General features: G+C 70.9%; 30 protein-coding genes and 1 riboswitch. Of the genes, 17 read left to right on the plus strand and 13 right to left on the minus strand.

Features of this window, described 5'->3' with window-relative positions; genetic code table 11:
- Positions 1-8: 8 nt before the first annotated feature.
- From STRTU_RS01795 to STRTU_RS01810, 4 genes are all read left to right on the plus strand, one after another.
- A complete protein-coding gene (locus tag STRTU_RS01795) occupies positions 9-737 on the plus strand; it encodes a type 1 glutamine amidotransferase (RefSeq protein ID WP_159741893.1) in 729 nt (242 codons plus the stop codon).
- A gap of 200 nt (positions 738-937) precedes the next feature.
- Positions 938-1,963, plus strand: coding sequence for a 6-phosphofructokinase (locus tag STRTU_RS01800; protein WP_159741894.1), 1,026 nt, complete (start codon positions 938-940; stop codon positions 1,961-1,963).
- Positions 1,964-2,106: 143 nt separating this feature from the next.
- Complete coding sequence (locus STRTU_RS01805; RefSeq protein WP_159741895.1) at positions 2,107-3,066, plus strand: cytochrome c oxidase assembly protein; 960 nt, start codon at positions 2,107-2,109, stop codon at positions 3,064-3,066.
- A gap of 107 nt (positions 3,067-3,173) precedes the next feature.
- Positions 3,174-3,332: a hypothetical protein gene (locus STRTU_RS01810; RefSeq protein ID WP_167539107.1), complete on the plus strand. Its 159-nt coding sequence runs from the start codon at positions 3,174-3,176 to the stop codon at positions 3,330-3,332.
- Between the two features lie 17 nt (positions 3,333-3,349).
- Here STRTU_RS01810 and STRTU_RS01815 read toward each other — a convergent pair whose 3' ends face one another.
- Together STRTU_RS01815 and STRTU_RS01820 are read right to left on the minus strand one after the other, a co-directional pair.
- Positions 3,350-3,769: an SSI family serine proteinase inhibitor gene (locus STRTU_RS01815; RefSeq protein ID WP_159741896.1), complete on the minus strand. Its 420-nt coding sequence runs from the start codon at positions 3,767-3,769 to the stop codon at positions 3,350-3,352.
- A 206-nt stretch (positions 3,770-3,975) separates the two neighbouring features.
- Positions 3,976-4,677: an RlpA-like double-psi beta-barrel domain-containing protein gene (locus STRTU_RS01820; RefSeq protein ID WP_159741897.1), complete on the minus strand. Its 702-nt coding sequence runs from the start codon at positions 4,675-4,677 to the stop codon at positions 3,976-3,978.
- A gap of 326 nt (positions 4,678-5,003) precedes the next feature.
- Here STRTU_RS01820 and STRTU_RS01825 point away from each other — a divergent pair, with 326 nt between their 5' ends.
- Positions 5,004-5,750, plus strand: coding sequence for a lysophospholipid acyltransferase family protein (locus STRTU_RS01825; protein ID WP_159741898.1), 747 nt, complete (start codon positions 5,004-5,006; stop codon positions 5,748-5,750).
- A 100-nt stretch (positions 5,751-5,850) separates the two neighbouring features.
- Here the strand turns inward: STRTU_RS01825 and STRTU_RS01830 are convergent, their stop codons facing one another.
- Entirely contained in the window at positions 5,851-7,479 is a 1,629-nt protein-coding gene (locus STRTU_RS01830; RefSeq protein ID WP_159741899.1) for an alpha/beta hydrolase, read from the minus strand.
- A gap of 560 nt (positions 7,480-8,039) precedes the next feature.
- Between STRTU_RS01830 and STRTU_RS01835 the strand changes: the two genes are divergently transcribed.
- From STRTU_RS01835 to STRTU_RS01850, 4 genes are all read left to right on the plus strand, one after another.
- On the plus strand, positions 8,040-8,423 hold the full coding sequence (locus STRTU_RS01835) for a hypothetical protein (RefSeq protein WP_159741900.1): 384 nt from the start codon (positions 8,040-8,042) through the stop codon (positions 8,421-8,423).
- A 42-nt stretch (positions 8,424-8,465) separates the two neighbouring features.
- The gene (locus tag STRTU_RS01840; RefSeq protein ID WP_159741901.1) at positions 8,466-9,317 is read left to right on the plus strand and encodes a hypothetical protein; all 852 of its coding nucleotides are present in this window, start codon (positions 8,466-8,468) and stop codon (positions 9,315-9,317) included.
- Between the two features lie 70 nt (positions 9,318-9,387).
- The gene (locus tag STRTU_RS01845; RefSeq protein WP_159741902.1) at positions 9,388-9,768 is read left to right on the plus strand and encodes a roadblock/LC7 domain-containing protein; all 381 of its coding nucleotides are present in this window, start codon (positions 9,388-9,390) and stop codon (positions 9,766-9,768) included.
- Positions 9,769-9,865: 97 nt separating this feature from the next.
- The gene (locus STRTU_RS01850) at positions 9,866-10,240 is read left to right on the plus strand and encodes a roadblock/LC7 domain-containing protein (protein ID WP_159741903.1); all 375 of its coding nucleotides are present in this window, start codon (positions 9,866-9,868) and stop codon (positions 10,238-10,240) included.
- 74 nt (positions 10,241-10,314) lie between these two features.
- Here the strand turns inward: STRTU_RS01850 and STRTU_RS01855 are convergent, their stop codons facing one another.
- Genes STRTU_RS01855 through STRTU_RS01880 form a run of 6 tightly spaced genes read right to left on the minus strand, consistent with a single transcriptional unit; the run spans position 10,315 to position 15,012 of the window.
- Entirely contained in the window at positions 10,315-11,160 is an 846-nt protein-coding gene (locus tag STRTU_RS01855) for an urease accessory protein UreD (RefSeq protein WP_159741904.1), read from the minus strand.
- A complete protein-coding gene (ureG, locus tag STRTU_RS01860) occupies positions 11,157-11,900 on the minus strand; it encodes an urease accessory protein UreG (RefSeq protein WP_159741905.1) in 744 nt (247 codons plus the stop codon). The genes STRTU_RS01855 and ureG overlap by 4 nt, the downstream gene beginning before the upstream one ends.
- A gap of 50 nt (positions 11,901-11,950) precedes the next feature.
- A complete protein-coding gene (locus STRTU_RS01865) occupies positions 11,951-12,625 on the minus strand; it encodes an urease accessory protein UreF (protein WP_159741906.1) in 675 nt (224 codons plus the stop codon).
- A gap of 42 nt (positions 12,626-12,667) precedes the next feature.
- The gene (locus STRTU_RS01870; protein WP_159741907.1) at positions 12,668-14,389 is read right to left on the minus strand and encodes an urease subunit alpha; all 1,722 of its coding nucleotides are present in this window, start codon (positions 14,387-14,389) and stop codon (positions 12,668-12,670) included.
- Positions 14,382-14,693 carry an urease subunit beta gene (locus STRTU_RS01875; RefSeq protein ID WP_159741908.1) on the minus strand — a complete coding sequence of 104 codons (312 nt, stop codon included), beginning with the start codon at positions 14,691-14,693 and terminating at the stop codon, positions 14,382-14,384. Before STRTU_RS01875 ends, STRTU_RS01870 begins: the two co-directional genes overlap by 8 nt.
- 16 nt (positions 14,694-14,709) lie before the next feature.
- Positions 14,710-15,012, minus strand: coding sequence for an urease subunit gamma (locus tag STRTU_RS01880; protein ID WP_159746631.1), 303 nt, complete (start codon positions 15,010-15,012; stop codon positions 14,710-14,712).
- 532 nt (positions 15,013-15,544) lie between these two features.
- Here STRTU_RS01880 and STRTU_RS01885 point away from each other — a divergent pair.
- Positions 15,545-16,489, plus strand: coding sequence for a M28 family metallopeptidase (locus STRTU_RS01885; RefSeq protein WP_159741909.1), 945 nt, complete (start codon positions 15,545-15,547; stop codon positions 16,487-16,489).
- Between the two features lie 38 nt (positions 16,490-16,527).
- Here STRTU_RS01885 and STRTU_RS01890 read toward each other — a convergent pair whose 3' ends face one another.
- Positions 16,528-16,842 carry a type II toxin-antitoxin system Phd/YefM family antitoxin gene (locus STRTU_RS01890; protein ID WP_159741910.1) on the minus strand — a complete coding sequence of 105 codons (315 nt, stop codon included), beginning with the start codon at positions 16,840-16,842 and terminating at the stop codon, positions 16,528-16,530.
- 60 nt (positions 16,843-16,902) lie between these two features.
- On the opposite strand from STRTU_RS01890, the gene STRTU_RS01895 reads away from it, so the two are divergent.
- From STRTU_RS01895 to STRTU_RS01910, 4 genes are all read left to right on the plus strand, one after another.
- The gene (locus STRTU_RS01895) at positions 16,903-17,538 is read left to right on the plus strand and encodes an ATP-dependent Clp protease proteolytic subunit (protein WP_159741911.1); all 636 of its coding nucleotides are present in this window, start codon (positions 16,903-16,905) and stop codon (positions 17,536-17,538) included.
- Positions 17,539-17,544: 6 nt separating this feature from the next.
- Entirely contained in the window at positions 17,545-17,853 is a 309-nt protein-coding gene (locus STRTU_RS01900; RefSeq protein ID WP_159741912.1) for a hypothetical protein, read from the plus strand.
- Between the two features lie 290 nt (positions 17,854-18,143).
- A riboswitch (cyclic di-AMP (ydaO/yuaA leader) is annotated at positions 18,144-18,330 on the plus strand.
- Positions 18,331-18,334: 4 nt separating this feature from the next.
- The gene (locus tag STRTU_RS01905) at positions 18,335-18,808 is read left to right on the plus strand and encodes a C40 family peptidase (protein ID WP_159741913.1); all 474 of its coding nucleotides are present in this window, start codon (positions 18,335-18,337) and stop codon (positions 18,806-18,808) included.
- A gap of 56 nt (positions 18,809-18,864) precedes the next feature.
- Positions 18,865-19,512: a GNAT family N-acetyltransferase gene (locus STRTU_RS01910; protein ID WP_159741914.1), complete on the plus strand. Its 648-nt coding sequence runs from the start codon at positions 18,865-18,867 to the stop codon at positions 19,510-19,512.
- Positions 19,513-19,572: 60 nt separating this feature from the next.
- Here the strand turns inward: STRTU_RS01910 and STRTU_RS01915 are convergent, their stop codons facing one another.
- Entirely contained in the window at positions 19,573-20,232 is a 660-nt protein-coding gene (locus tag STRTU_RS01915; RefSeq protein WP_159741915.1) for a LysE family translocator, read from the minus strand.
- A gap of 71 nt (positions 20,233-20,303) precedes the next feature.
- Here STRTU_RS01915 and STRTU_RS01920 point away from each other — a divergent pair, with 71 nt between their 5' ends.
- On the plus strand, positions 20,304-21,221 hold the full coding sequence (locus tag STRTU_RS01920) for a LysR family transcriptional regulator (protein WP_159741916.1): 918 nt from the start codon (positions 20,304-20,306) through the stop codon (positions 21,219-21,221).
- Between the two features lie 34 nt (positions 21,222-21,255).
- Here the strand turns inward: STRTU_RS01920 and STRTU_RS01925 are convergent, their stop codons facing one another.
- Both STRTU_RS01925 and STRTU_RS01930 read right to left on the minus strand, forming a co-directional pair.
- Positions 21,256-21,684 carry an ATP-binding protein gene (locus STRTU_RS01925; RefSeq protein WP_159741917.1) on the minus strand — a complete coding sequence of 143 codons (429 nt, stop codon included), beginning with the start codon at positions 21,682-21,684 and terminating at the stop codon, positions 21,256-21,258.
- A gap of 252 nt (positions 21,685-21,936) precedes the next feature.
- A complete protein-coding gene (locus tag STRTU_RS01930) occupies positions 21,937-23,187 on the minus strand; it encodes an 8-amino-7-oxononanoate synthase (protein WP_246240069.1) in 1,251 nt (416 codons plus the stop codon).
- Between the two features lie 156 nt (positions 23,188-23,343).
- Here STRTU_RS01930 and bioB point away from each other — a divergent pair, with 156 nt between their 5' ends.
- Positions 23,344-24,501 carry a biotin synthase BioB gene (gene bioB, locus STRTU_RS01935; protein WP_159741918.1) on the plus strand — a complete coding sequence of 386 codons (1,158 nt, stop codon included), beginning with the start codon at positions 23,344-23,346 and terminating at the stop codon, positions 24,499-24,501.
- On the plus strand, positions 24,494-25,798 hold the full coding sequence (locus tag STRTU_RS01940) for an adenosylmethionine--8-amino-7-oxononanoate transaminase (protein WP_159741919.1): 1,305 nt from the start codon (positions 24,494-24,496) through the stop codon (positions 25,796-25,798). The genes bioB and STRTU_RS01940 overlap by 8 nt, the downstream gene beginning before the upstream one ends.
- The last annotated feature ends 9 nt before the right edge of the window (positions 25,799-25,807 follow it).

Here is a 25,807-nt window from a genome sequence, read left to right on the forward strand (position 1 = left end):
GATCGAGAATGAGTGACAACAGCCTCCGTCTGGTGTGGATCTACCCGGACCTGCTGAGCACGTACGGCGACCAGGGGAACGCCCTGGTGGTGGAGCGGCGGGCGCGCCAGCGCGGTCTGGACGTGCAGCGTCTGGACGTACGGTCCGACCAGCAGATTCCCACCTCCGGCGACATCTATCTGATCGGCGGCGGCGAGGACCGGCCGCAGCGGCTGGCCTCCGAGCGGCTGATCCGCGACGGCGGACTGAGCCGTGCGGTCTCCAACGGCGCGATCGTGTTCTCGGTGTGCGCCGGCTACCAGATCCTGGGTCATGAGTTCATCAATGACCTCGGTGAGCGGCAGCAGGGCCTGGGGCTGCTGGACGTGGTCAGCACCCGCGGTGAGGCCGAGCGCTGCGTCGGCGACGTACTCGCCGATATCGACCCGCAGTTGGGGCTGCCCCCGCTGACCGGCTTCGAGAACCACCAGGGCGTGACGCATCTGGGCAAGACCGCCCGGCCGTTCGCCAAGGTGCGCTTCGGCAAGGGCAACGGTGTGGGCGACGGCTACGAGGGCGCGTGGAACGACACCGTCTTCGGTACGTACATGCACGGCCCGGTGATGGCGCGCAATCCGCATATCGCCGATCTGCTGGTCAAGCTGGCGCTGGACGTCAATGCACTGCCTCCGGTGGACGACCAGTGGTACGAGGCGCTGCGCCAGGAGCGGATCGCCGCGGCAACGCAGCCCGCCTGATGCCGGTTGCGTTGCTTTCGGGCGGTAGGCGGATCACCGCTCCGCGCCCGAATTGACGGCATTCCGAATGCATTCCGTACGCCCGCAGTCCGCACTGCGGGCGTACGTGTTCCCGGGGGCCATGCGCTTGTAGGGTGAGCGGAATCCAACCGGACGACGGGGTCCGGGCCCCCGGTTGAGTTGCAGAGGTTTTTCGAGCAATGCGTATTGGTGTCCTCACCTCCGGCGGCGACTGCCCCGGACTGAACGCCGTCATCCGGTCCGTCGTCCACCGCGCCACCGCTGATCACGGCGATGAAGTGATCGGCTTCCGCGACGGCTGGAAGGGCCTGCTGGAGTGCGATTACCGCAAGCTCGACCTCGATGCCGTCGGCGGCATCCTGGCGCGCGGCGGCACCATCCTCGGGTCGTCCCGGGTGCAGCCCGCGCATCTGCGGGACGGCGTCGAGCGGGCCCGCGGCCATGTCGCCGAGCTGGGCCTGGACGCGATCATCCCGATCGGCGGCGAGGGCACGCTGAAGGCGGCGCGGCTGCTGTCGGACGCCGGACTGCCGATCGTGGGCGTACCGAAGACCATCGACAACGACATCGCGGTCACGGATGTCACGTTCGGCTTCGACACCGCGGTAGGGGTCGCCACCGAGGCGCTGGACCGGCTCAAGACCACCGCCGAATCGCATCAGCGAGTGATGATCGTCGAGGTGATGGGGCGGCACACCGGCTGGATCGCGCTGCACTCGGGGATGGCGGCCGGTGCGCACGCGATCGTGGTGCCGGAGCGGCCCTTCGACATCGAGGAGCTGACCGCGCGGGTGGCCGAGCGGTTCGAGGCCGGCAAGAAGTTCGCGATCGTGGTGGTCGCCGAGGGCGCCAAGCCGCGCGAGGGCACCATGGCCTTCGATATCGGCGGCAAGGACATGTACGGCCATGAGCGGTTCGCCGGTGTCGCCCGGCAGCTGTCCGTGGAGCTGGAGAACCGGCTCGGCAAGGAGGCGCGGCCGGTCATCCTCGGGCACGTACAGCGCGGCGGCACCCCGACCGCGTACGACCGGGTGCTCGCCACCCGCTTCGGCTGGCACGCCGTGGAGGCCGCGCACCGCGGGGACTTCGGGATGATGACCGCGCTGCGCGGTACGGACATCACGCTGGTGCCGCTGGCGGAGGCCGTGGAGACGCTCAAGACGGTGCCCGCGGAGCGCTACGGCGAGGCCGAGTGCGTGCTGTGACCCCGGTGGATCCGGCGCGATAGTTCCGGACTGCACGAACCGCCCCCGGCCACTGGCACCGATATGCGGCCCTGCCGCGTGGTGTGACCAGGGGCGGTTCTAGTCTTGTCGCCGGAGCATTGGTACGAATCAGGAGCGAGCGGATGGATCACAGCGGGCACGGCATGGACGGCATGAACATGGATCTGCCGCCGTTCACGCTGGGGAGGGGCCTGGAGTTCGGTGGTGATCCGGTCTTTCTCGTCGGCTGTCTGCTGGGGCTGGGACTGTACGGCTGGGCGGTGATCCGGCTGCGGCGCCGGGGGGACGCCTGGCCGGTGGGCCGGACCGTCGCCTGGGCGCTGGGCGTGGTGTCGGTGGCGCTGGTGATGTGTACCGGGCTCAATGACTACGGCATGGCGATGTTCAGCGTGCACATGGTCCAGCACATGATCATCAGCATGCTCTCGCCGATCCTGCTGCTGCTCGGGGCGCCGGTGACGCTGGCGCTGCGCGCCCTGCCGGCCGCCGGGCGTGGCCGCAAGGGGCCGCGCGAACTGCTGGTGGCGCTGCTGCACAGCCGCTACATGCGGATCATCACGCACCCGGCGTTCACCATCCCGCTGTTCATCGCGAGCCTCTACGCGCTGTACTTCTCGCCGCTGTTCGACTTCCTGATGGAGTCCCGGGCCGGGCACATCGGGATGATGGTGCACTTCCTCGCGGTGGGCCTGGTGTTCTTCTGGCCGATCATGGGCGTCGACCCGGGCCCGCACCGGCCGGGTTATGTGATGCGGATGCTGGAGCTGTTCGCGGGCATGCCGTTCCACGCGTTCTTCGGTATCGCCTTGATGATGGCCTCGGAGCCGATGGTCGACACCTTCCTGAACCCGCCCGCCTCGCTCGGCATCGACGCGCTGTCCGACCAGTCGGCCGCCGGCGGTATCGCCTGGGCCTTCAGCGAGATCCCGTCCGTGGTGGTGCTGATCGCCCTGGTCTTCCAGTGGTACAAGTCCGAGGAGCGGCTGTCGCAGCGCGCGGACCGGGCCGCGGACCGCAACGGCGACAAGGATCTCGCCGACTACAACGCCTACCTCGCCTCGCTCAACGCGCGGGGGCAGTGACGGCACGTCGCGCGTCTGGCGGTACGGGCCGCGGCCGGGGACGATGGTCCCATGGCCGCGGCCCGCGCCGTTTTGTCGGCGTCCGGCCGCCGTGAGGAGGTGCGGGTATGCCCGGATCTGCGAGGACGATGGCCGTGTGCACGGTGGTCGGGCTGGTGGCGGCGACCGCTTACACCGTGGCGCTGGGCGCCAATGGGTGGGTCTGGTTCTCCTGGGTGGTGCTGGCGCTGGTGACGGTCGGCGTGGTGGCCGCGCGGCCGGTCTGAGCCCGCTCGGGCGCCGGTCAGAAGCGGAAGACGGGCCCGGTGGCGGAGTCCATCGTGCAGGCGTTGGGGAACTCCTTGCGCCAGTTGACCGGGACACCGCGCCAAGTGCCGGTGGCGCTGACGGTGACCGGGTCGTACTCCCTGGTGCAGGTGTGCGGCTGGCCGGGCAGCGCGTCCAGGTCCCCGCGCGCCCAGGTCAGCGCGTCACAGGCGGCGCCCGCGTGCGGATGTCTGCGGTGGATGTCGGGGCAGCTGAGCCGCACCCCCCGGCTCCAGCTGTTGCCCGCTCCGGTCATGGTGAGCACCAGGCCCTGATCTCCGGTCGGCGGCTCATCGGCGCCGGCCGGACCGGCGCAGAGCACGGCCGCGGACAGGGTGGCCAGCACGGTGACGGGCAGGGCGGCACGGGGGGATCGTCGTCGACGGCTCACGGGCATCGCGGTCTCCTGGAACGCTCGGTGGGATCACATGCGGGAGCCCGACAGGGAACACGCGGCGCCCGGCGGCCCCAGGCCACCTCGCCGCGCCGTCACGGACAAGCGGCCACGCCGTGAGGTCGCCCGTACGGCCTGCGGATGCCGCCCCGGAGACAGGGTGGCCGGCCGCGGAGGAGGCGGCTCCGCGGCCGGCCACCGGACCGGGGTCACCCCACGCGCTCGATGCGGGCGCGCCGGATCAGGTTCTTGCCCTGCTCGCGTACCTCCTCGAAGGCCGCGTTGTTCAGCAGCACACAGCTGCCCGACGGGGACGTGACGGAGACCGTCGTCGACTTGTTGTTGTCCAGGTTGGTCACCTTCAGCTTGGTGCCGGTGGGGAACTCGCCGCTGGAGGCCGCGGGTGCGCCGCCCTCGCCGGAGAGGGTCACCGTCGAGCCGGGGCAGACCACATCGCCCTCGCCGGCCGGCGGGGCCCCGGAGGCGGACGAGTCACCGGACGCGGACGGATCGTCCGAGGCGGACGGGTCGTCCGAGGCGGGTGGCTGCGCCGCTCCGGACGGCTGCTGCGACGCGGCACCGTCGCCGCCCGCGGGTGGCTCGTCGGCCGCCGGCGGGGCACCCTCGGCCGTACCCCCGCCCCCGTCGCACCCGGCGGCCCGCTGCTTCACCCCGATCTCCTTGATCACGGCCTCCCGGTTGGCGATCCGGGCCGCTGACTGGGCGTCCGGATGGGCCTTCTGCTCGGCGATGAACTTCTGATTGTTGCTCAGCGCGGTGGCCAGTCCGTCGCACGCCGCCGATGCCTGGCTGGTGCCTGTGGTGGCGATGGCGATGCCGCCGACCAGTGCCGCGGCGCTGACACCGATGATGATCTTCTGACGTCGACCGGCCGTCTTCCTGCGGGACATCTCTCACTCCTGTCCTCGGCCCGGACCGTGGGGGGGGTCAGGCTCGCTTGCCGGACCGTACGGCGCGTCAACACGTCAGGTCTCAAGGCGAGTGGAAAGTTGTCCGCGGATGCCAAAGCGGGTACCGAAAGGTAACAAGCGGGTGGGTGGCGCGGGGTGGCGTCCCAGGGGCCGCGGTGGCACCGGAAAGAGTCAGCATTGATCCGCCCAAAGGTGGTTACCCGCTACCACACTTGCCCATAGACTCACTGGCCGTTCCGGGCAGCCCTTGTGACCTGCGACGAGGTGGCCGTCCCGGCGAGCCGACGGAAATGGGGAGCTGTCCTGTGCTCTATCAGGTGCTGAAGTACCTGCTTCTGGGGCCGTTGCTGCGGCTGGTGTTCCGGCCGCGGATCGAGGGACTCGATCATGTGCCGGAGGAGGGCGCGGCGATCATCGCCGGCAATCATCTGTCGTTCGCGGATCACTTTGTGATGCCGGCGATCGTGCCGCGCCGGGTGACGTTTCTGGCCAAGGCCGAGTACTTCACCGGGCCCGGTCTGAAGGGGCGGCTGACCGCGGCGTTCTTCCGGGGCGTCGGACAGATTCCGGTGGACCGCTCCGGCGGCCGTGCCTCGCAGGCGGCGATCTCCTCGGGGCTCTCCGTACTGCGCAAGGGCCGGCTGCTGGGCATTTACCCGGAGGGCACCCGCTCGCACGACGGCCGCCTCTACAAGGGCCGTACCGGCGTCGCCTCGATGGCCATCCAGGCCGGGGTGCCGGTGGTGCCGTGCGCCATGATCGGCACGTTCGAGGCGCAGCCGACGGGGCGGCGGCTGCCGCGCATCAGGCGGATCACCATCCGCTTCGGCGCCCCGCTGGACTTCTCGCGCTATGCGGGGCTGGAGGACGAACGCATGGTCCTGCGCGCTGCCACCGACGAGATCATGTACGAGATCCTCACCCTGTCCGGCCAGGAGTACGTCGACACCTACGCGGGCGAGGCCAAGGCCGCGGCGCTCGAAGAGGCGCGGGCGCAGGGGCGGGCGCAGGGGCGGCGGGGGCCCGGGAGCAGAAAGGGGCCTGCGCGCTGAGCGGTGGCTAGGAACGACGACAGGGGCGGCCGGGAGAAATCCCGGCCGCCCCTGCGTGCCGTTATGCGGTCTCGGCACCTTTCATGCCGTCATCAGTGCATCAGTGCACGGCAGGAAGGTCCAGGGCGCCGACGAGGGCCTTCGCCGTGGAGGGCTTGGGCGTGGCGTGCGGGGCGCAGGTCACGTCCTTGGCGTCGGTCTTCCCGGTGAGGAAGTACGTGTCGACCCGCTTGTTGATGCAGGGGTTGACCTCGCCGGTGACACCGTGCGATCCGGCGTCCCGCTCGGTGATCATGCGGGAGCCCTTGAGGCGGCGGTGCAGTTCGACCGCGCCGCCGTACGGGGTGGCCGCGTCGCGGACGCTCTGCACGATCAGCACGTTCGGCAGACCCTTGCCGGTCTTGACGTCGACCGGCCGCTGCTGCTTGACGGGCCAAGTGGCACAGGGCAGGTTCATCCAGGCGTTGGACCAGGTCATGAACGGTGCCCGCTGGTGGATGCGGGTGTTGTCGCGGTCCCACGTCCGCCAGCTGGTGGGCCACTTGGTGTCGGTGCACTCGACGGCCGTGTAGACGGCGTTGCCGTTCTCCGCGGAGATGTTGCCGGCGGTGTCCTTGAGGTTCGGACCGGCGTTCTCCACCAGCGGCTTGCTGTCACCGGCGCGGTACGCGCTCCAGACCTGGGCGATCGAGGCCCACACGTCGTCGTAGTAGGGAGCGTTCTGGAAGTAACCGGTCAGCTCGGCGGGGCCGACCACACCGCCGATGGGCTTCTTCTTGGCGGTCGCCCGCAGCTTCTCCCACGACGCCTGGACCTTCTCGGGGGTGTCCCCGATGTGGTACGTGGCGTCGTTCTTGGCGACCCACTTCTTCCAGTCGCCCCAGCGGGTCTCGAAGGCGATGTCCTGGTCGAGGTTGGCCTGGTACCAGACCTTCTCGCGGGAGGGGTCGACGACGCTGTCGACGAGCATCCGGCGGACGTGTCCGGGGAAGAGCGTCGCGTAGACCGCGCCCAGGTAGGTGCCGTAGGACACGCCCAGGTAGTTGAGCTTCTTCTCACCGAGCGCGGCACGGATCACATCGATGTCGCGCGCGGTGTTCGCGGTCGTCATGTGCGGCAGCAGGCGGCCGCTGCGCTCGGCACAGCCGTCGGCGTACTGCTTGGCGAGCTTGCGCTGGGCGCGCTTGTCCGCCTCGCTGTCCGGCACCGGGTCGGCCTTGGGCGCCTTGACGAACTCCTGCGGGTCCATGCAGGAGATCGGCGCGGAGTGGCCCACGCCCCGGGGGTCGAAACCGACGAAGTCATACGCCTTCGCGGTCTTGGCCCAGAGCGGGTTCTTGGTGGTGATGCGGTTCGGGAACTTCATGCCCGAACCGCCGGGGCCACCGGGGTTGTAGAGGAGGGAGCCCTGTCGCTGCTCCTTGCCGCCGGTGCTGCGCGCACGGTCGACGGCGATCTTGATGGTGCGGCCGTTCGGCCTGGCGTAGTCGACCGGGACGGTGACATAGCCGCACTGGACCGGGGACTTGAGGTTCCAGTCCGCGGGGCAGTCCTGCCAGTCGATGCCCTTCTTGGCGGCGCGCGCGGCGGCGGTCGCCACACCGCGCGCTTCGGCCGAACCGCGCTGGTGCTGCTCACCCGCCTGGGCGGGTGTGGCGGTTATGGCTCCGGCGAGAAGTGCTCCGGACACCAGAGTTCCGGCGGCGCCGAGCGCTGCTGATTTTCTCACGTGGTCAATTCCCCCTGCAGGTGTGCCACTTGTGGCGATGTTGATCACAGGATGTACAGAGGGATCCTGTCGTGCGCAGCGCCCTCTTGAACAGGCTCGACCCGGGATTCTTTACCAACCTGTAGGTTTCTTGGCGTGCCGTTCGCGGCCCGTCACCTGCGCAGGGCGGAGGAACGGCCGGAGATCGCAGCGGAACCTCATCATTCCGGCCAAGGACTCTGCCGCAGGACGTGGGTTCCCCCGCTACTCGGACCCCGTCAGTGGCATCCTCAACATGGTCCGTACGTACGGCAGTTGCCGGGCGGGCGAGGGTAAACCAGCAGGTCGGACGGCTCGGCGGGGAGCGCGGGGCGGCGGACGGCGCGGTGGAGCGCGGCGCGGCTCGTTGGCCGCCAAGGGGGCGCGCAGGGGCGAGAATACGTCAATTGCCGTAGACCTGCCCCACAGGCATGTGCCAGCCGCACAGCTTCAGTAACCTTCCGTGAAGGCTCTCCCACTCACTGCCACGGGAGGGCTTCGGCGTTTGCGCACCCTCAGAGCCGTCGCGAAGGAGATCCGAAGTGCCGGGTATCGATCAGGTCTTGTCCCAGGCAATGGGGATTCCGGGCGTTCTGGGCGCCGGACTGATCGACTGGACCAGTGGTCTGACCCTCGGCACGGCGGGGCAGGCACCGCACGGCGATCATGACGCCGCCGCCGCCGACACCGCCGAGGTGGTGCAGGCCGTGGCACGCAACGCCACCTTCGACACCTCCGGCGCCGGGGGCCCGGCCCTCGAAGACCTGATCATCACGGCCGAGGGCAGCTACCACCTCATCCGCTTTGTGCACACGGTCTTCGACAGCCAGACCTACCTCTGGCTCTGGCTGGACCGCAACCAAGCCAATCTCGCCGTCGCGCGGCTCCGGTTGCGCGATCTGGCGGCGGAGCTGGTCGCGTCCTGAGCCGCGCTCCGCCACACCGCACGCACGTTAAAGGAACCAGCCATGGGCCTGCCCATATCCCCTCCCCCGCCCGCACCGGCAGGGCTGCTCGACCGCTGCGCCGCCGAACGGGCCACCGGCGCCCTCCGCGGCCCGCACGGCTGTATCTACCTTCTCGACGGCGCCGTCTACTGCGTCGAGGGCACCGCCGCCCCCGGTCTCGACATCCGCCTCATCGCGGCCGGCAAGGTGCCGCCGCAGGGCTGGCAGTACGCCGTCGAGAGCGCGGGACCGCACCGAAGTGGCGCGCAGTTCCTGGTCAGCGAGGGCTGGTTGACCCAGAGCGAACTGGAGATATGCCATCTCGCCGCCCTTCTCGACGCGGCGTTCTTCGCACTGCCCCTGCCGCCCGAGTCCACCTCCTTCACGCCCGGGACCGCCCATTGGATGGGGGTCGTCCGGCTCATCAGCGCCGGTGCGCTCCAGCAGGCGACGGCCCGCCGCCGGGCGCTGCTCGACCGGCTCCACCCCTGGGCGGCGGTCGACTCCTCCCCCGTCATACCCGTCCGCCCGCACACCGCGGCCCCCACCACGGGCCGGCAACGGCGGCTGCTCGACCGCGCCGACGGCCGGCACACCCCGCAGGAACTGGCCCGTCTGCTGGGCCAGTCCGCCTTCGCGACCCTGCTCGACATCCGCCGCCTCGCCGCCGCCGGGCTCGTCCAGCTGCCCCCGGCGGCGATGACGCTCCCCCGCCGCCGGCCCGGCGCCTGCCTGGACGGGCCCGCCGCCCCCGCCGCCGACGAACACCCCACCCCGACCTGGCAACTACCGGTTCCGGACCTCCTCGATACCGCCGATCCGGATATTGCCCTCCTTGTCCGACTGCGTACGGCGCTGGAGGAGAACCTGTGAGCCCTGACGCACGGAGACCGTGCATCCCATGAGGCGTGTCATCGGAAAGCGCGCCCGGAAAAGGAGACTGATGACGATCGAACCCCGGATACGGGAGGAATTGCATACGTTGCGCGATCAAGTGCGCCATTTCCAGGGCGGGATGGTCGCGAGCGTGGACGGCATGGTGATCGCCCACGATCTGCCGGATATCGAACCGGACGGTCTGGCCGCGCTCACCGCCGCCGCGATCGGTGTCGCCAAACGCCTCACCGAGGCCACCGGACAGGGCTCCTTCGAGGAATCCCTGACCCGCGGCGCCACCGGCTATATCGCCGCCTATTCGGCCGGGCGCCGCGCGGTCCTGACCGCCGTGGCCAGCACGGACACCAATGTGGGGCGGCTCCATTTGCAGGCCCGGAAGGCCGCGGAGCGGATCGGCGCCCTGGTGGACACGGCACCCCACCGGTAAGAGCACACCCCGATACGAGCAGCCCAGCGATACCCCATACCCCCCGAAACCCCCGAACCGGAAACACCGTCAAGGAATCGAAAGGTCTGAACCCCTCATGGCTCAAATGGAATCCGCTCTCGCCGACGCGATGTCGACCATCGAGGGCGCGGTCGGCGTCGCCCTGGTCGACTACACCAGCGGCATGGCACTGGCCACCCTGGGCGACAATCAGGCGCTGGACCTCAATATCGCTGCGGCCGGCAATACCGATGTCGTACGCGCCAAGATGCGCACCATGGAGATGCTGGAACTCCAGGGCGCCATCGAGGACATGCTCATCACCCTGACCGGGCAGTACCACATCATCCGCCCGGTGACGGGCAAGAACGGCGGCGGCCTCTTCCTCTATCTGGTGCTGGACCGCAAGCGCGCCAATCTCGCGCTGGCGCGCCACCGTCTCGCCCGGCTGGAGGCGGACCTGGAGGTCTGAGCCGGGCCGCCGCCACCCGACGCCACCCGGCTCCGTCACCCGCTGTCGTCACCCGCTGTCGTCGCCCACCGCCGTCACCCGGCGCCGACGCCCCGGGCGGCCTCGTCCAGCAGCCGCCGGAGCCGGAGCGCGTCCGGGGCGACGGCCGTGGCCAGGGCCGCGGGACCGGCGAGCGGCGCCAGGACGCCGTGTCCCGCGCCGTCGTCGGACCGCTCCCCCGCCGCGGCCCCCAGCAGCCGCACCTCGGCCGGGCACTGCGCGAACTCCGGCTTCACCACGAGGAGTTGGCCGAGGGCGCGGTGTCCGTCCAGGACGGCCGAGGTGTCCCAGCCGGGGGCGCCGGGCCCGTACGCCGTCTCCTGGTCGAGCAGGGTCCGGCCGGCCCGGCGGACGATGAGCCGGCTGTGCAGCGCGCCGGTCTCCTCGCCGCTGCGTCCCAGGACCTGTTCCTCGCGCAGTACCAGGTGTGCGGTGGGGGCCAGTTCGACGGTGGTGGTCATCCGCAGTGCGCTGCCGGCCGCCGAGATCAGCGGTTCGGGCAGCCAGTCGAGCCGGGCGCCGTCGGCCACCGTCAACCGCACGTCGTAGGTGGCGTGGTCGGCCGTGCGGCCGGGCAGCGCGACGGTCGCGGCGGCGCTGGTGAGGTGCAGTGCGCTGCCCGCCTCGGCGGTGGCTTCGATGGCCAGCCGGTCGCCGCCGAGGGGGGCACTCATGGCACCCACGACACAGACCCGGGCCTGCCCGCCGGGTCCACGGATCCGGCGCAGCGCGAACGGGCCGTCGCCGTCGAGGACGGGCAGCCGGGTGGTGCTTTCCGCGTCATCGGCCCGCGCGACGATGCGGGCGGTGGCGCGCAGACCGGCGGCCGGAGCGGTGGCGGTCCGCGGCGGCACCGGCGGGGTGCGGACTGCGGTGGTCATGCCGGGCCAGCGCTCCAGTCCGCCAGCCGCCCCCGGACCCACTCCACGACGGGCCGGACGCCGTTCTCCGACTTCAGCGCGGTGAAGACGACCGGCAGCTCGCCGCGCTGGGCCTTGGCGTCGCGGGCCATGCCTTCGAGGTCGACGCCGACGTAGGGCGCGAGGTCGGTCTTGTTGATCACGAGGAGGTCGGAGGTGGTGACACCGGGGCCGCCCTTACGCGGGATGTCGTCGCCGCCGGCCACATCGATGACGAAGATCTGGGCGTCGACCAGGCCCTTGGAGAAGGTCGCGGTGAGGTTGTCGCCGCCGGATTCGACCAGTACGAGATCGAGCGGGCCGACCGCCTCTTCCAAGTCCTCCACGGCTTCGAGATTGGCGGAGATGTCGTCGCGGATGGCGGTGTGCGGGCAGGCGCCGGTCTCGACGGCGGAGATCCGCTCGGCGGGCAGGACGGCCTCCCGGAGCAGGAATTCGGCGTCCTCGCGGGTGTAGATGTCATTGGTGACCACGGCGAGGGAGAGTTCGTCGCGCAGCGCACGGCAGAGCGCGGCGACGGTGGCGGTCTTGCCGGTGCCGACCGGGCCGCCCAGCCCGATGCGCAGGGCCCGCCGGGTGCCGCTCCGCCGTGTTCCGTGGTGGCTCTCCTTCGGGTCGTTGGCTGCCGGGGTTACCCGTACGGCACCGGTGGCGCTGTAGGTGTAGCGCTCGGGAAAGGGGTCGTCGTGGTCGCGGTGCATGTCACTCCAAGGTTTCAGGGGTTGCGGTTCCCGGCGGTGGCGCCGGTGGGTCAGGAGGCGAAGAGGCGTACCGGCCAGGCGGCGTGCTGTTGGGCGGTGATGTCCAACAGGGGCGCCGAGGCTGCGGGCAGTGCGTCGACTCCTTCGTCGGCGACCCGCCGCGCGGCGTCCGCGCCCCGTTCCGCGATCAGGTCGAGATCGGCGGTGAGGCGGGCGAGCACGGCGGTGGCGTCGAAGGGGTCCAGGCTCAGCAGCCGGACCGCCGCGGTGGCCGGTCCGCTGACGGTCTCGTAGGCCACGGCGTAGGCGGCATCGAGCGGCGGCAGACCGGCGGACCGGGCGGCCAGGCCCAGGACGACGGGCTGGTGGGCGCCGCGGGGGCGGGCCGTGGCGAGCGCGTCGAGTGCGGCGCTCGGCCAGGTGGCGCGGGCCGCCCGCATCATCTGCCGGCCGAGCCGCCGGGCGGTCTGCCGCAGTGCCGGTACGGGCGTACGGGCGTCGGCGGCGTCGTCCAGCAGGAGCGGGTCGTGGCCGGCCGCGGCCGCGGCGGCGAGCCCCGCCGCGACCAGACCCGCGGTGTGCAGCCGGCCCCGGCAGAAGGTCTCCAGGGTGGCGGCGTCCTTGATACGTCCCGCGGCGACGGCCGGTTCGGCGCCGCCCGAGTGGGCGTGCCCTCCGGCGGGGAACCGGCCGTCGGCGAGGACGAGCAGCGCTGCGCGGCTCATCGGTGGTGGGTGTCCTTGGTCGGGGTGCTCATCGGTGCCGTCTCAGAAGAGGAAGTACCGCTGGGCCATGGGGAGTTCGGCGGCGGGGCGGGGCTCGACCACCTCGCCGTCGATGGTCACCGTGAAGGTGTCCGGGTCGACCTGGACGCGCGGCAGGGCATCGTTGTTGCGCATATCGGCCTTGGTGATGCCGCGGGTGCTGCGGATCGCCTCGAAGCCCTTGGCCAGCGGGAGGCGTTCGGGAAGGCCGTCCGCCAGGGCCTGCGGGGCGACGAAGTTGACCGAGTTGCTGCCCGGGGCCCGGCCGGTGGCACCGAACATCGGGCGGGGCAGCACCGGCTGCGGAGTGGGGATGGAGGCGTTGGCGTCGCCCATCTGCGCATAGGCGATCTGGCCGCCCTTGATGACCAGCTGCGGTTTGACGCCGAAGAAGGCCGGGTCCCACAGCACGAGGTCGGCGAGCTTGCCGTTCTCGACGGAGCCGACGAGATGGTCGATGCCCTGGGCGACGGCCGCGTTGAGGGTGTACTTCGCGACATAACGGCGGGCACGGTGGTTGTCCGCGCCGCCGTCGCCGGGCAGCGCGCCGCGGCGCCGCTTCATCACATGCGCGGTCTGCCAGGTGCGCAGTACGACCTCGCCGATCCGGCCCATGGCCTGGGCGTCCGAGGCCATGATCGAGATGGCGCCGAGGTCGTGCAGGATGTCTTCGGCGGCGATGGTGGAGGGCCGGATCCGGGACTCGGCGAACGCCAGGTCCTCGGGGACCGCGGGGTTGAGGTGGTGACAGACCATCAGCATGTCGAGGTGTTCTTCGACGGTGTTGACGGTGTGCGGCCGGGTGGGGTTGGTGGAGGCGGGCAGGACGTTCGGCTCGGAGACCATCGCGATCATGTCGGGGGCGTGGCCGCCGCCGGCGCCTTCGACATGGAAGGCGTGGATCGAGCGGCCGGCGATGGCGGCGAGGGTGTCGCCGAGGAAACCGGCCTCGTTGAGGGTGTCGGTGTGGATGGCGAGCTGGGCGCCGCTCTCCTCGCAGACGGTCAGACAGGCATCGATGACCGCGGGGGTCGCACCCCAGTCCTCATGGATCTTGAAGCCGAGGACCCCGGCCCGCAGCTGGTCGCGCATCGAGGTGAGCGAGGTGGTGTTGCCCTTGCCGAGCAGACCGACGTTGACCGGCAGGGAGTCCATGGCCTCGAACATCCGGGACACGTGCCAGGAGCCGGGGGTGATGGTGGTGGCCTTGCTGCCCTCGGCCGGTCCGGTGCCGCCGCCGATCATCGTGGTGACGCCGGAGGCCAGCGCCTCGTCCGCCTGCTGCGGGCAGATGAAGTGCACATGGGTGTCGATGGCACCGGCCGTGAGGATCTTGCCGTTGCCCGCGATGACCTCGGTCTCGGGGCCGATGACCAGGTCGGGGTGGACGCCGTCCATGGTTTCGGGGTTGCCGGCCTTGCCCAGGGCGGTGATCCGGCCGTCCCGGATGCCCACGTCGGCCTTGACGATGCCCCAGTGGTCGAGCACGACCGCACCGGTGATCACGGTGTCGGGGGTGCCCTCGGCGCGGGTGGCGCGGGACTGGCCCATCGATTCGCGGATCACCTTGCCGCCGCCGAAGACGGCCTCGTCGCCGGCCCGGCCGGGGCCGCCCGAGCGGTCCTCGGTGATCTCGATGACGAGGTCGGTGTCGGCGAGCCGGATGCGGTCACCGGTGGTCGGGCCGAAGAGGTCGGCGTAGGACTGGCGGGTGAGTTCAGTCATCGAGGGTGCCTCCGGTCTCGCCCCGCAGGCCCATGACGATGCGCCGGCCCCCGATGGGGACGAGTTCGACCTCGGTGGGGATGCCGGGCTCGAAGCGCACGGCGGAGCCGGCCGGGACGTTCAGTCGCTTGCCGTGCGCGGCCGCGCGGTCGAAGTCGAGGCCGGGGTTGGCCTCGGCGAAGTGGTAGTGGGAGCCGACCTGGACGGGGCGGTCGGCGGCGTTGAGGACGGTCATCCGCGTGCGGGGAAGACCTTCGTTGAGGCGCACCGGCTCGTCGGCGGGGAGGATCTGGCCCGGGATCATTCTTCGCTCTCCCCGTTCAGTTGATGGGTTCGTGAACGGTGACGAGCTTGGTGCCGTCCGGGAAGGTGGCCTCGACCTGCACGTCGTGGATCATCTCGGGGATGCCTTCCATGACCTCGTCGCGGGTGAGCACCTTGCGGCCGGAGGACATCAGCTCGGCGACGGTACAGCCGTCCCGGGCCCCTTCGAGGATGTGCACGGTGAGCAGCGCGATCGCTTCCGGATGGTTGAGCTTCACCCCCCGGGAGCGGCGTTTTTCGGCCACGTCTGCCGCCACATGAATCATCAGACGCTCCTGTTCATGCGGGGTCAGTTGCATACCTTCCACCTCACAGTCTTCCGCCCGGGTCGTGTTCGCCCAGGTCACAGGCGTGGACACACCCGCGTCGATAGATGTATCACGCAGTAATTAAAGGAGGAGCAAACCGACTTTCAGCACTTGCCCATCAAGCTCCGCACGCCAGGAGGCTAGTTCGGCGGGATTTCATCGGCGTTACGGTCGGCGACCTGTCGGCGCCCCTTCTTCCGCCCGGTGTAACGCGGCTTCATTACGGCCCGTTACGGCACGGCGACCGCCTCCCGGAGCGGCCACGCCCCCGCCGCATCCCGGACCTGACAGGTCATCAGCTGGCGAGAATCCACCCCTTGCGGGCCGCTAGGGCCCCCGGAGCAGACGACGGCCAGGCGCCCACGAAGCACTCCTACCGACGCAAACCAGACGCAAACCAGACCCGGCCCGCTCGCCGAACACCACTGTCCGGTATGCGCTCTTGACGGTTTGCGGAGTGATCGCAATCCTCATGTGCGCGTCAAATAGCTCCATCCCCCCACACCAGTATCGGAGCAACATCGTGACTCGTTCCACGCGAATACGCCGGGCCGCGCTGGCCACGGGCGCCGTCGCCGCCGTCGCCGCCACCGTCTTCACCGCGGCCGGCGCCTACGCCGGGACCGCGCCGGCGGCCGCCCCGGACATCGACGTCAAGGCCGTCAAGGCCGATCTGGACCAGCTCCAGTCGATCGCCGACGCCAACGGCGGCAACCGCGCGCATGGACAGCCGGGCTACAAGGCGTCCGTCGACTACATCAGGGGCAAGCTGGACAAGGCCGGATTCAAGACCAAGGTCCAGGAGTTCGACGGCAGCGGCGCCAAGGGCTACAACCTGGTCGCCGACTGGCCGGGCGGCGACGAGAGCAAGACCGTGATGGCCGGCGCCCACCTGGACTCGGTCCCCGACGGTCCCGGCATCAACGACAACGGCTCGGGTTCGTCCGGCATCCTGGAGGTGGCGCTCGCCGTCGCCAAGGCGGAGCTGAAGCCCACCAAGCACCTCCGGTTCGCCTGGTTCGGCGACGAAGAGGACGGCATGGTCGGCTCGCAGGCGTACGTCGACAAGCTCGGCGCCGACAAGTCGAAGATCGACGCCTATCTGAACTTCGACATGATCGGCTCGCCGAACCCGGGCTACTTCGTCTACGACGACGACACCCGCCTGGAGAAGGTCTTCAAGGACTTCTTCGCCAAGAAGAACCTCGCCACCGAGAAGGAGACCGAGGGCGACGGCCGCTCGGACCACGCCTCCTTCAAGGACGCGGGCATCGCCGTCGGCGGCCTCTTCTCCGGCGCCGACTACAAGAAGACCGAGGAGCAGGCGAAGAACTGGGGCGGCGAGGCCGGCAAGGCGTTCGACGCCTGCTACCACCAGTCCTGCGACACCTCGAAGAACATCGACGACAAGGCGCTGGACAACAACACCGACGCCATCGCGCACGCGCTGTGGGAGCTCAGCTCCTGAGCCACCCGCACCCCCGCACGGTCAGCGCGCGCTGACCGTCAACTCTCGCGACCCGGTCGCCGGTCCCCGGCGGGCGGGTCGCGGTGTTCTGCGGCGATCCCGAACCGCCGCCGTTCGCCCGGAGCGGACGGGAGCTGCCGCACGGACGAGACCGTGCTGATCACCTGCTCGTCCTCCACATCCTGTTCACGCCGCCCCAGCTCTTCCAGTAGCTGCAGGTCAGCGGCGGATACCAGCGCCACCAGCGGCTTGCCGTGACGGGTGACGACCACCCGCTCACCGCCGTAGACGACGCGATTGATCAGATCCGCCAGCTCCGCTCGTGCTTGCGTCACCGGAATTTCGTAGGCCATGCTCCCATTCTAACTGGACGTACATCCTGTACATTTTTCACAGAGAGAGGAGCCGGCATCATGCTGCAACCAATGGCCCGCTATGTCCTTCCTGAGTTCACCGAGCGCACGTCCCAGGGGACGCGCACCATGGACCCGTACTCCAAGCTGCTCAGCGAGCGCATCATCTTCCTGGGCACCCCCGTCGACGACGCGTCCGCCAACGACGTCATGGCGCAGCTCATCCACCTCGAACACAGCGCGCCCGAGCAGGACATCTCGCTCTACATCAACTCGCCCGGCGGCTCGTTCACCGCGATGACCGCCATCTACGACACGATGCGCTTCGTGTCGTGCGACGTGCAGACCATCTGCCTCGGGCAGGCCGCCTCCGCCGCCGCGGTGCTGCTGGCCGCCGGGACCCCCGGCAAGCGGCTGGCGCTGCCCGGCGCCCGGATCCTGATCCACCAGCCCTCGCTCCACGAGCCCATCCAGGGCCAGGCCACCGATCTGCAGATCGAGGCGGAGGAGTTGCTGCGCACCCGCGACATGCTGGAGCGGATGCTGGCGGAGCACACCGGACAGCCCCGGGAACGGATCGCCGCCGATATCGAGCGCGACAAGATCTTCGACGCACCGGCCGCCCAGGAGTACGGCCTGATCGACGGGCTCACCCAGCAGCGCAAGCAGTCCGCCTCCCAACTCGGCGCGCGGTGAGCCCGGATGCTGCTGCCGGAACTGCCGCCGCTGCCCGCCCTGACGCGTGCGGAGGGTGAACTGATCGACCGTTACCTGGAAGTGCTCGACCTGCTGGGAAGGATCAACCCGGCCCGCGGCGGCGACACCTACACCGCGCTGCGGGCCGCCCAGGCACTGACCGGCAAGGCCACCGGACTGCGCGATGCGCTGACGCGGATGCACGACCGGGGCGAGAGCGAGCTGCACCGCGAGACCTTGACCCGGGCACTGCGGGTCCTGGAGGGGGAGCGACGGGCCGGACTCGTGACGATGCCGCCGCCCGCGGAGAGTTGACCCGACACGCCTACTGGGCTGCGCAGACGGCGTAGCGTCCAGGCCCGATGTGAGGAGGCGACGAATTGCGCAGGGCGGACACAATTCCTGGGACCTTTGATGTTTCGCCCCTGGTCCAGAGGGTGCAACACCCCGCCCCATAGCACTTGAGGGAACAAATCTAACCATTCGGGTCAAATGTGACCCATCTCACATACGGCATTTTCAGCTCGGAATTCCGGTGGCGGGTGCGTGACGATCCCTTCGACGGCAAGACCCCGCCACAGCGACGGGGCGGTCCGGACGGGCGCCTAATCCCGCCGCCGTACCGGATGTCCGGTCGACGTTGTGGATCGGCGGGAGCGGAGGACCCGAGCAGGACGGGGTCCCGGCCTTACGGGCCGAGGGCTCCTTGGGGTGAAGCCGTACGCACGGCCGGGCATCTTCGCCTGCCCGAACCCGACAGGTCTTCCTTCGCAGGCGGCTGACGAAGGGTTTGCGCATGACTGTGCGCATGCATACGCCGAATCTGCTGGCGCGCGCCGGCACCGTCACCGCCCTGACGCTGGTCACCCTGGGTGGGACAACCATCGCCCCGGGAGCGGCCGGTGACGCCGAGGGCGCCTCCGTGTCCGCCTACGCGCTGCGGATCGCGGCCTCCAAGAGGGGCGCGCCCTACCAGTACGGCGCCCAAGGGCCGCACGCCTTCGACTGTTCCGGGCTGACGCTGTACTCGTTCAGGCGCGCCGGCCGGGCCCTGCCCCGCACCGCCGCCGCCCAGTATGGCCGCACCCTGCATATCCCGGCCTCCCTGCGCAAACGCGGTGACCTGGTCTTCTTCCGTTCCGCGGGCGGCATTTACCACGTCGGCATCTACGCGGGCCGGGGCCGGATGTGGCATGCGCCCAAGGCCGGAAGCGTGGTGCGGCTGGAACGGATCTGGAGCCGCACGGTGTCTTACGGGCGGGTGGGCTGATCCATGTTTCGTCCTACGTGTGATCAATTGTCAGTGGGCTCAGATAACTTGGCGGGGTGACTTCGCCACTGAGCACACTGCTGACGGCCGCGGCGCGCGGAAGCTTCCCGCCCGCGGACGGATCGGTGACGGTGCTGCCCCCGCCGTCGCCGCGGGACGCCGGGGTGGCGTCCTTCACCTGCCATGCCGTGGTGTTCGCGGACGTGGAGCCCTCGTGGGTGCGGGAGCGGATAGCCCCCGACGACCTCTCCGCGCCGCTCAGCCCGCCGTTTCTCAGCGCGCTGGCCGAGCGGCTGGGCCGCGAGGCCAACAACATCGACATGGTGGCCGTCGCCGAACCCCTCCCCGGTCCGCCGCGGTTGGCGCTGGTGGAGGCGACGGACCGCGGCCATCCGCGGATCACCAGGGCGCTGCGGCACCGTGACGGGGTACGGGCATGGACCACCGCCGACGGCGGGACCCTGGTGCTCGGCCGCGGGGTGGGCGGCCGCTGGGAGCTGGCCATCGAGGTGGACCCCGGCGCACAGGGGCGCGGTCTGGGCCGTGAACTCGCGTATGCCGCCCGGCATCTGATACCGGCGGACGAGCCGCTGTGGGCGCAGGTCGACCCGGGCAACGCCCGCAGCGTCCGGGGCATCCTGGCCGCCGGGTTCGCGCCGGTGGGCGCCGAGGCGCTGATGGTCCCGTACGGGGGTCGTGGTTGACCCCGGTCCCGTGGCGGGGGCGCTGTCCCGTGGCGGGGGCGCTGCCCCGTGGCCAGGCTCTCAGGCGAGCACGAGCTCGATGAGCAGGATGCCGCCCAGGGTGGTGAGCAGCGCTCCGGTGACGGCTTCCAGGGCACGGGTGACCCGCGGGCGGCGCAGCCAGCTGCCCAGCCGGTCCACCAGCAGTGCGACGGCGGGGAACCACACCAGCGCCATGGCGACGACCATCGTCGCGAGCAGCAGCGTTCGGGGCAGCGCGGGCTCGCCTTCAGGGACGAACTGCGGGAGCAGGCTGAGGAAGAGGACCGGTGCCTTGGGGTTGAGGGCGTTGGTCAGGAAGCCCTGGCGCAGGCTGCGCGCGGTGCCGAGGAGGGCGGGCGGGCCGTCGGCGGGTGGGGCGGCCGGACCGGTCGCGGCGTCCTCGTACGCCGCCCTGCTCCGGACGACCGCGATCAGCGCACCGGCTCCGAGGTACAACAGATAGAGCCCGCCCAGGAGTTGGACCGCACCGAAGAGCGCGGGAACGGCGACCAGCACGGCCGCGAGCCCGGCCACCGCCAGTGCGGTGTGCACCAGCAGCCCGCCCGCGACCCCGACGGCGGTGGCCACCCCCGCCCGGCGCGAGTCGAGCGCATTGCGCACCACGACCGCGAAGTCCGCGCCCGGCATGGCGACCATGCCCGCGGCGACTCCGGTGAAGGCCATCAGTTGTCCGTCCATGAGAGCAGCTTCGCTGGTCAGAGCCTTTAATGGGGAGTGGCAATGTTCTTGGGGAGGCTAAAGAGGTTCTTATGTACGACCCCACGAGGCTGGCCGCTCTGGTGGCGGTGGCGGAGGCCGGTTCGATATCCAGGGCCGCCGACCGGCTGGGTTACACCGCTCCCGCGCTCTCCCAGCAGCTCGCCAAACTGGAGCGGGAGGCCGGGACGGCGCTGCTGGTGCGCCACCACCGCGGGGCACGGCTGACGGCGGCCGGTGAGCTGCTGCTCGTACGGGCCCGGCGGGTGCTGGACGAGCTGGACCAGGCGCGGCATGAGCTGACCCGGCTGACGGGGCTGTCCGGCGGCCGGCTGCGGATCGGCACGTTCATGACCGCCGGGACGCATCTGCTGCCGCCCGCGCTCAGCGCGTTCCGGCGGGCGCACCCCGATGTGGAGCTGAGCGTCACGGAGTATGTCCCGCCGCAGGCCGGCACGGCGGTGGCGCTGGGCGAGGTCGATCTGGCGCTGACGCACGAGTATGTGCCGGGCGAGGCGATGCCACCGCCGGAGGGGGTGCGGCTCGAACCGCTGCTGACCGAGGAACTGGTACTGGTCACCGCGCCCGGCCATGCCCTGTCGGCGGGCCCCGGGCGGCTGCCGCTCGCCGAGCTGGCCGGTCAGCCGCTGGTCAGCATGGCACCGGCCAACCCGAACCGGCGTGCCGTGGAGGCGGAGCTGGCGGCCATGGGGGCGAGTGTGGCGGTTCGGTGCGAGTCGCCGAGTTACGCGGTGGTGTGCGCGCTGGTGAGCGCGGGACTGGGGGTGGCGGTGGTCCCGGAGATGATGGCGGAGGGCTCGGTGACCCCGCTGGGGGTCCGTCGGCTGGACCCGCCGGAGCTGCACCGCCGGATCTCGGTGGCCTACCGCCCCGGCGGCGGAACCCCGGCCGCGGACACCCTGCGGGCGCTGCTGCGCGGGGCCTTCACCCGCCACTCCACCGCGCCGTAGCCCCGCGACAGGCCGGCCCGTGCGGCGGTCGTCGTCAGCGGACGGCGGCCTGCCACGGCAGGGTGATCCAGACGGTCTTTCCGCCGGACTCGGTGGGGACGACCGAGAAGCGGCCGCCGGCTTCCGCGGCGAGCGAGCGGATGATGACCAGCCCCCGGCCGTTGTCCTGCTGGACGGCGGCGGGCAGTCGGCGCGGACGGCGGGGATGGCTGTCGGTGATGCCCACCCGCAGCTGTTCGTCGCGGTCCAGCCGCAGTTCGACGGTGAAGTCGGGCGACCGGCCGGAGGTGTGCACGATGGCGTTGGTCGCGAGTTCGGAGATGATCAGACGGACGGAGTCGGCGAGTTCGGACCCGGCGGGCAGGCCCCATTCGGCGAGCACGGCGAGGGCGTGCCCGCGGGCGGTGCGGACCGAGGCGGGGGCGCTCGGCAGAGTCAGTGAGGATGCATGGTGGTCTGCCATCGAGGCGCCGTCCCTTTCCCACCGAGGCCCGGTCCCGGTCCGCTGACCAGGGGGCCGGGGTGCCGCTCCGGACACCGGTGCGGCCTCGGCCATCTGCTGGGCGCCCAGACTGCCACCCCTGCCGTGGATGAGGTACCCGATCCACCCACATATACGGGGTTCTATCGCTCGTTGCGGTGAACTCTGGGGCGCGGGAGCCCGTTTGGGGCGGCCGTCAGCCCGGCGGGGGCGTCGTACGCGTCAGCCGAAGTGTCAGGCCGCCGGTGCCGTGGCCAGGACCGTGCCGACCGCCATGTCGAGCTGGGCGTCCGTCAGGTCCGCGCGGGCCGTGAGCCGCAGCCGGGAGATCCCGTCGGGCACGGACGGCGGACGGAAGCAGCCGACCGCGAGTCCGGCCGCACGGCAGTCGGCGGCCCAGCGGACCGCCGCCTCCGGGGAGGGGGCGCGGACCGAGACCACCGCGGCGTCCGGCCGGGCCGCGGTCAGCCCGGCCGCGGTGAGCCGGTCGTGCAGCTCCCGTGCGACCTGGGCGACGCGGGTGGCGCGCTGCGGTTCGCGGCGCAGCAGCCGCAGCGCGGTCAGCGCCCCGCCGACCGCCGCCGGGGCGAGTCCGGTGTCGAAGATGAACGAGCGGGCGGTGTTGACCAGGTGCTCGATGACCCGGGCCGGGCCGAGCACCGCACCGCCCTGGGAGCCGAGCGACTTGGACAGCGTCACGGTGGTCACCACATCGCCGTCCCCGGCGAGACCGGCGGCCCACAGCGCCCCGCGGCCCCCTTCGCCCAGGATGCCCAGCCCGTGCGCGTCGTCGACGAGCAGCGCGGCGCCCGCGGCCCGGCAGACCTCGGCGAGCGCGGCGAGCGGCGCGGCATCGCCGTCGACCGAGAACACCGCGTCGGTCACGGCGAGCGCGCGGCCGTCGTGGCCGGTCAGCGCCGCGCGTACGGCCTCGGGGTCGGCGTGCGGGGTCACTTCGGTACGGGCCCGGGAGAGCCGGCAGCCGTCGATCAGGGAGGCGTGGTTGCCCGCGTCGGAGACGACCAGGTGGCCGGGGCCGGTGAGCGCGGTGACGGCGGCGAGGTTGGCGGCATAACCGGAGGACAGCACCAAAGCGGCATCGAAGCCGCAGAACTCGGCGAGTTCCGTCTCCAGCCGGGTGTGCAGTTCGGTGCTGCCGGTGACCAGCCGGGAGCCGGTCGCGCCGGCGCCCCAGCGGTGCGCGGCGGCCGCCGCGCCGCGGGTGACCTCGGGGTGCCGGGCGAATCCGAGGTAGTCGTTGCCGGCCAGATCGAGCAGCGGGGAGTCGGCGGGGCGGGGGCGCAGCGTGCGGGCCAGTCCGGCACGATGGCGTGCGGCACGGGCCTCTTCCAGCCAGTCGAAGGCCGCGTCATACGTCGGCCGGGAGGCCGCTGCGGCGGGCTCGCCGGAGGTCGCGGCGGCCGGCTCGCCGGGGGTCGCCGGGGCGGTGTCGTGGAGCAGCGACGGGGCGGAGTCCTGCGGCATCGGCGTCCTTCGTCTGTCGGCCTCGATTGTTGGCTGTCGATAGACGTTAGCGGTCGTTCCGCAGGCCCACGGTGTGGTGATACACACACCTCGATCCGGGGTCGTTGTGGAGATCCTCCTTGGCCGGAGGCGGTGGCGTACGCCAGGATCAACGCCATGGACCTGCTGAACACACTGGTGGACAAGGGACTGCGGCGCGAATTGCCGACCCGCGAAGAGGCGCTCGCCGTACTGGCGACCTCCGATGACGAACTGCTCGATGTCGTGGCCGCGGCCGGAAAGGTGCGCCGCCAGTGGTTCGGGCGGCGGGTCAAACTCAACTATCTCGTCAACCTCAAGTCGGGTCTGTGCCCTGAGGACTGCTCGTACTGCTCCCAGCGGCTGGGCTCGAAGGCGGAGATCCTCAAGTACACCTGGCTCAAGCCGGATGACGCCTCCAAGGCGGCCGCCGCCGGAGTGGCCGGCGGCGCCAAGCGCGTCTGTCTGGTGGCCAGCGGCCGCGGCCCCACGGACAAGGACGTGGACCGCGTCTCGGAGACGATCTCCGCCATCAAGGAGCAGAACGAGGGCGTGGAGGTCTGTGCCTGCCTCGGTCTGCTCTCCGACGGCCAGGCCGGGCGGCTGCGCGAAGCGGGCGCCGACGCGTACAACCACAACCTCAACACCTCGGAAGCCACCTACGGCGACATCTGCACCACGCATGACTTCTCGGACCGGGTGTCCACCGTCCAGCAGGCCCAGGCGGCCGGGATGTCCGCCTGCTCCGGGCTGATCGCCGGTATGGGGGAGAGCGACGCCGACCTGGTCGATGTGGTCTACGCCCTGCGCGAGCTGGACCCGGACTCCGTCCCCGTCAACTTCCTGATCCCCTTCGAGGGGACCCCGCTCGCCAAGGAGTGGAACCTCACCCCGCAGCGTGCGCTGCGCATCCTGGCGATGGTGCGCTTCGTCTGCCCGGACATCGAGGTCCGGCTGGCCGGCGGCCGCGAGGTCCATCTGCGCAGCATGCAGCCGCTCGCCCTGCACCTCGTCAACTCCATCTTCCTCGGCGACTATCTGACCAGTGAGGGCCAGGCCGGCAAGGACGACCTGGCGATGATCGAGGACGCCGGTTTCGAGGTCGAGGGCACGGACACCACGACGCTGCCCGAGCACCGCAGGCAGGGCTGTGGCGAGGGAGCCTGTGCGTCCGAGGACGCCGGGGAAGACGCCGATGAGCCCGCCGCCGTCGCGGCACCGTCCGAGGACACCCGCCGTGACCTGGTCTCGGTGCGCCGCCGCGGTGCCGGTACCGAGCTGCCGCCCAATGCCTGAGCCGCTCACCCCCGGCGAACTGCTCGCGCTGGACCGGCAGCATGTGTGGCATCCGTACGGGCCGATGCCCGGCCGGACCGCACCGCTGCTGGTCGAGTCCGCGTCCGGTGTCCGGCTCCGGCTGGCCGAACCGGCCGAGGGCCAGGACGAGTTGGTGGACGGCATGTCGTCCTGGTGGTCGGCGGTGCACGGCTACAACCACCCGGTCCTCAATGACGCCGCACAGGGCCAGCTGGGGCGGATGAGCCATGTGATGTTCGGCGGGCTGACCCATGAGCCGGCCGTCCGTCTGGCGAAGCGGCTGGTCGACATCACCCCGGAGCCGCTGGAGCATGTCTTCCTCGCCGACTCCGGTTCGGTGTCGGTCGAGGTCGCCGTCAAGATGTGCCTCCAGTACTGGCGCTCGCTCGGGAAGCCGCGCAAACAACGGCTGCTGACCTGGCGGGGCGGCTATCACGGCGACACCTGGCAGCCGATGTCGGTATGCGATCCGGACGGCGGGATGCATGAGCTGTGGCAGGGGGTGCTGCCGCGGCAGATCTTCGCGGACGCCCCGCCCACCGGCTTCGACGCGGCGCCGGACGAGGCGTACGCGGCGCAGCTGCGCGAGCTGATCGCCCGGCACGCCGAGGAGCTGGCGGCGGTGATCGTGGAGCCCGTGGTGCAGGGGGCGGGCGGTATGTCCTTCCACTCCCCCGCGTATCTGCGGGTGTTGCGAGAGGCCTGCGACGCCCATGACGTGCTGCTCGTCTTCGACGAGATCGCCACCGGCTTCGGCCGTACGGGCGCCCTCTTCGCCGCCGAACACGCAGGCGTCGCACCCGATGTGATGTGCCTCGGCAAGGCGCTGACCGGCGGATATCTCACGCTGGCGGCGACGTTGTGCACGGCAGCGGTGGCGGACGGGATCTCCCGCGGCGCACTCCCGGTGCTGGCACACGGCCCCACCTTCATGGGCAACCCGCTGGCCGCGGCCGTCGCCGAGTCCTCCATCGAACTGCTGCTGTCCCAGGACTGGGCACAGGAGGTCAAGCGGATCGAGGCCGGACTGCGCAACGGTCTGGCGCCGGCCCGGAGCATCGCCGGGGTGCGGGAGGTACGGGTACTCGGCGCGATCGGTGTCGTCCAGCTCGACCACGAGGTGGACATGGCGGCCGCGACCCGGGCGGCGGTCCGGGCGGGCGTATGGCTGCGCCCGTTCCGGGATCTGATCTACACCATACCGCCGTACATCACCGGCGACGACGATGTGGCACGCATCTGCGCCGCGGTGTGCGCGGCGGCGCGCGAGGGCTGACCGCACGGG

It is taken from the genome of Streptomyces tubercidicus (genome assembly GCF_027497495.1).
Lineage (GTDB): Bacteria > Actinomycetota > Actinomycetes > Streptomycetales > Streptomycetaceae > Streptomyces > Streptomyces tubercidicus.

Excerpts from the sequence above, each read along its gene's own strand:
- STRTU_RS01795 (WP_159741893.1), top strand. The coding sequence starts at position 9 with ATGAGTGACAACAGCCTCCGTCTGGTGTGGATCTACCCGGACCTGCTG.
- STRTU_RS01800 (WP_159741894.1), top strand. The coding sequence starts at position 938 with ATGCGTATTGGTGTCCTCACCTCCGGCGGCGACTGCCCCGGACTGAAC.
- STRTU_RS01805 (WP_159741895.1), top strand. The coding sequence starts at position 2,107 with ATGGATCACAGCGGGCACGGCATGGACGGCATGAACATGGATCTGCCG.
- STRTU_RS01810 (WP_167539107.1), top strand. The coding sequence starts at position 3,174 with ATGCCCGGATCTGCGAGGACGATGGCCGTGTGCACGGTGGTCGGGCTG.
- STRTU_RS01815 (WP_159741896.1), bottom strand. The coding sequence starts at position 3,769 with ATGCCCGTGAGCCGTCGACGACGATCCCCCCGTGCCGCCCTGCCCGTC.
- STRTU_RS01820 (WP_159741897.1), bottom strand. The coding sequence starts at position 4,677 with ATGTCCCGCAGGAAGACGGCCGGTCGACGTCAGAAGATCATCATCGGT.
- STRTU_RS01840 (WP_159741901.1), top strand. The coding sequence starts at position 8,466 with ATGGGCCTGCCCATATCCCCTCCCCCGCCCGCACCGGCAGGGCTGCTC.
- STRTU_RS01845 (WP_159741902.1), top strand. The coding sequence starts at position 9,388 with ATGACGATCGAACCCCGGATACGGGAGGAATTGCATACGTTGCGCGAT.
- STRTU_RS01850 (WP_159741903.1), top strand. The coding sequence starts at position 9,866 with ATGGCTCAAATGGAATCCGCTCTCGCCGACGCGATGTCGACCATCGAG.
- STRTU_RS01855 (WP_159741904.1), bottom strand. The coding sequence starts at position 11,160 with ATGACCACCGCAGTCCGCACCCCGCCGGTGCCGCCGCGGACCGCCACC.
- ureG (WP_159741905.1), bottom strand. The coding sequence starts at position 11,900 with ATGCACCGCGACCACGACGACCCCTTTCCCGAGCGCTACACCTACAGC.
- STRTU_RS01865 (WP_159741906.1), bottom strand. The coding sequence starts at position 12,625 with ATGAGCCGCGCAGCGCTGCTCGTCCTCGCCGACGGCCGGTTCCCCGCC.
- STRTU_RS01870 (WP_159741907.1), bottom strand. The coding sequence starts at position 14,389 with ATGACTGAACTCACCCGCCAGTCCTACGCCGACCTCTTCGGCCCGACC.
- STRTU_RS01875 (WP_159741908.1), bottom strand. The coding sequence starts at position 14,693 with ATGATCCCGGGCCAGATCCTCCCCGCCGACGAGCCGGTGCGCCTCAAC.
- STRTU_RS01880 (WP_159746631.1), bottom strand. The coding sequence starts at position 15,012 with ATGCAACTGACCCCGCATGAACAGGAGCGTCTGATGATTCATGTGGCG.
- STRTU_RS01890 (WP_159741910.1), bottom strand. The coding sequence starts at position 16,842 with ATGGCCTACGAAATTCCGGTGACGCAAGCACGAGCGGAGCTGGCGGAT.
- STRTU_RS01895 (WP_159741911.1), top strand. The coding sequence starts at position 16,903 with ATGCTGCAACCAATGGCCCGCTATGTCCTTCCTGAGTTCACCGAGCGC.
- STRTU_RS01900 (WP_159741912.1), top strand. The coding sequence starts at position 17,545 with ATGCTGCTGCCGGAACTGCCGCCGCTGCCCGCCCTGACGCGTGCGGAG.
- STRTU_RS01905 (WP_159741913.1), top strand. The coding sequence starts at position 18,335 with ATGACTGTGCGCATGCATACGCCGAATCTGCTGGCGCGCGCCGGCACC.
- STRTU_RS01915 (WP_159741915.1), bottom strand. The coding sequence starts at position 20,232 with ATGGACGGACAACTGATGGCCTTCACCGGAGTCGCCGCGGGCATGGTC.
- STRTU_RS01920 (WP_159741916.1), top strand. The coding sequence starts at position 20,304 with ATGTACGACCCCACGAGGCTGGCCGCTCTGGTGGCGGTGGCGGAGGCC.
- STRTU_RS01925 (WP_159741917.1), bottom strand. The coding sequence starts at position 21,684 with ATGGCAGACCACCATGCATCCTCACTGACTCTGCCGAGCGCCCCCGCC.
- STRTU_RS01930 (WP_246240069.1), bottom strand. The coding sequence starts at position 23,187 with ATGCCGCAGGACTCCGCCCCGTCGCTGCTCCACGACACCGCCCCGGCG.
- bioB (WP_159741918.1), top strand. The coding sequence starts at position 23,344 with ATGGACCTGCTGAACACACTGGTGGACAAGGGACTGCGGCGCGAATTG.
- STRTU_RS01940 (WP_159741919.1), top strand. The coding sequence starts at position 24,494 with ATGCCTGAGCCGCTCACCCCCGGCGAACTGCTCGCGCTGGACCGGCAG.